Annotated in this window: 2 protein-coding genes; both read right to left on the bottom strand. The window is 70.5% G+C overall.

Going from position 1 to position 2,059, the window contains the following annotated elements:
- A partial coding sequence (locus ABZ845_RS31870; protein ID WP_360987017.1) for a condensation domain-containing protein occupies positions 1-1,247 on the bottom strand: 1,247 nt, incomplete at its 3' end.
- Positions 1,247-2,059: phosphopantetheine-binding protein (locus tag ABZ845_RS31865; protein WP_360987014.1), on the bottom strand; the 813-nt coding region annotated here is incomplete at its 5' end. The genes ABZ845_RS31870 and ABZ845_RS31865, both read right to left, overlap by 1 nt.

Raw genomic sequence — 2,059 nt, 5'->3', positions numbered from 1 at the left:
CGGCCCGCCACATCCTCGTCGAACAGATCCGCCGCCACCGTCAGCACGCCCCTGATCCCCGCCGGAACACCCTGCCCGTCGAAGACCTCACCGACCATGACGTCCAGGTCGAACTTGGCCCCCGGTCGGTCCAGCGGCCAGCCCTCGATCCGAACGCCCGGCAGCTCCAGGCCCGAGCCGGTGTTCTGCATGGTCAGGACGGTCTGGAAGAGTGGGTGGCGGCCCAGCGTGCGTGCGGGGGCCAGCACTTCCACCAGCTTCTCGAACGGGACGTCCTGGTGCTCGAGACCGTCCAGTGCCACGTCGCGGACGCGCTTCAGCACTTCGTCGAAGGTCGGGTCGCCGGACAGGTCGGTGCGGATCACCAGGGTGTTGACGAAGCAGCCGACCAGGTCGTTCAGGATGGGGTCGGTGCGGCCTGCAATGGCCGAGCCGATCGGGATGTCGGTCCCCGCGCCCAGGCGGGACAGCGTCACCGCCAGAGCGGCCTGCAGTACGACGAACATGCTGGCCCGCCGCTCGCGCGCCAGTCTGACCAGTCGGCCGTGCACCTCGGCGGGGACGTCCAGGGCCGCCTGGTGGCCGCGGTGCGAGGCGACCGCAGGGCGCGGCCGACTGGTCGGCAGCTCCAGCTCCTCGGGCACCCCGTCCAGCGCCTCGCGCCAGTAGGCCACCTGCTGCGCCAGCAGGCTGTCCGGGTCGTTCTCGTCGCCGAGTGATTCCCGCTGCCACACGGCGTAGTCCGTGTACTGCACCGGAAGCGGCTCCCATCCCGGCTCGCGGCCCTCCATACGCGCCGCGTAGGCCAGCGACAGATCGCGCATCAGTGGTCCGGTGGACCACCCGTCGCCGGCGATGTGATGAACGACGACCGCGAGCACCTGCTCGTCCGGCCCGTCGGAGAAGAGCCAGGCGCGCAGCGGGATCTCGGTGGCGAGGTCGAAGGCATAACGAGAGGCCTCGGTGACCGCGGCGTTGAGCTCTTCGGGCGTCACCTCGATCACCGGCAGCTCGAACCGGACCTCGTCCAGCGGCAGGACCTTCTGGTACGGCTCGTCACCGGCTTCGGGGAAGACCGTCCTGAGCACCTCATGACGCTCGATCAGGTCGCGGAAGGCGGCATTCAGTGCCTTGTGGTCCAGCCGCCCGGTGATCCGCGCCGCCATCGGGGTGTTGTAGGTGGCGGAGGCCCCTTCGACCTGCCAGAGGAACCACAGCCGGCGCTGGGCGAACGACAACGGAATCATCAGGACTCCTCCTGCTTGCGCACCGGCCGCAATGCGAGCCTGGCCTGCTTCTTCTTTCCATCGGTCTGTTCAGCTAGCGAGGCCGCGATCGCGGCCGGCGTCGACGCCTCGTAGAGCACCCGCAGCGGCAGCTTCACCCCGAGCAGCGACCACATCCGGCTGACCAGCTGCGTGGCCAGGACCGAGTGTCCGCCGAGGGCGAAGAAGTCATCGTCGACGCCCACCGCGGGCAGGCCCAGGACCTCGGCGAACGCCTCGCACAGCAGCCGTTCCTGCTCGGTGGCCGGCTCCCGGCCGGCGCCCGCGGCGGCCGCGAAGTCCGGGGCCGGCAGCGCCCGGCGGTCGAGCTTGCCGTTCACGGTCACCGGGAGCGCCTCGAGGACCACCACGGCGGCCGGCACGAGGTGGGACGGCAGTCGTTCGGCCGCCAACTTCCGTACAGCTGTGGGTACTTCCGGTTCGACCGGGCCATCGGCTGCGGGCACGACGTACGCCACCAGGCGCACCTCACCCGCGTCCTCACGCGCGACCACGGCGACCTGGCGGAGCGCGGGATGCGCGCCCAGTACCGCTTGGACCTCACCCGGCTCGATCCGCCGGCCACGGATCTTGACCTGATCATCGGTTCGGCCGAGGTAGACCAACTGACCGTCGACCGTCCAGCGCACGACATCACCGGTGCGGTACATACGAGCGCCCGGCTCGAACGGGTTCGCCACGAACCGCTCCGCGGTCAGGTCGACCCGCCCGGCGTACCCGCGCGCCAACTGCACACCGGCCAAGTACAGTTCGCCCGCGACGCCCACCGGCAC

Source organism: Streptomyces sp. NPDC047022 (assembly GCF_040644155.1).
Taxonomy (GTDB): domain Bacteria; phylum Actinomycetota; class Actinomycetes; order Streptomycetales; family Streptomycetaceae; genus Streptomyces.
This window is presented reverse-complemented; position numbering and strand designations above follow the sequence as displayed.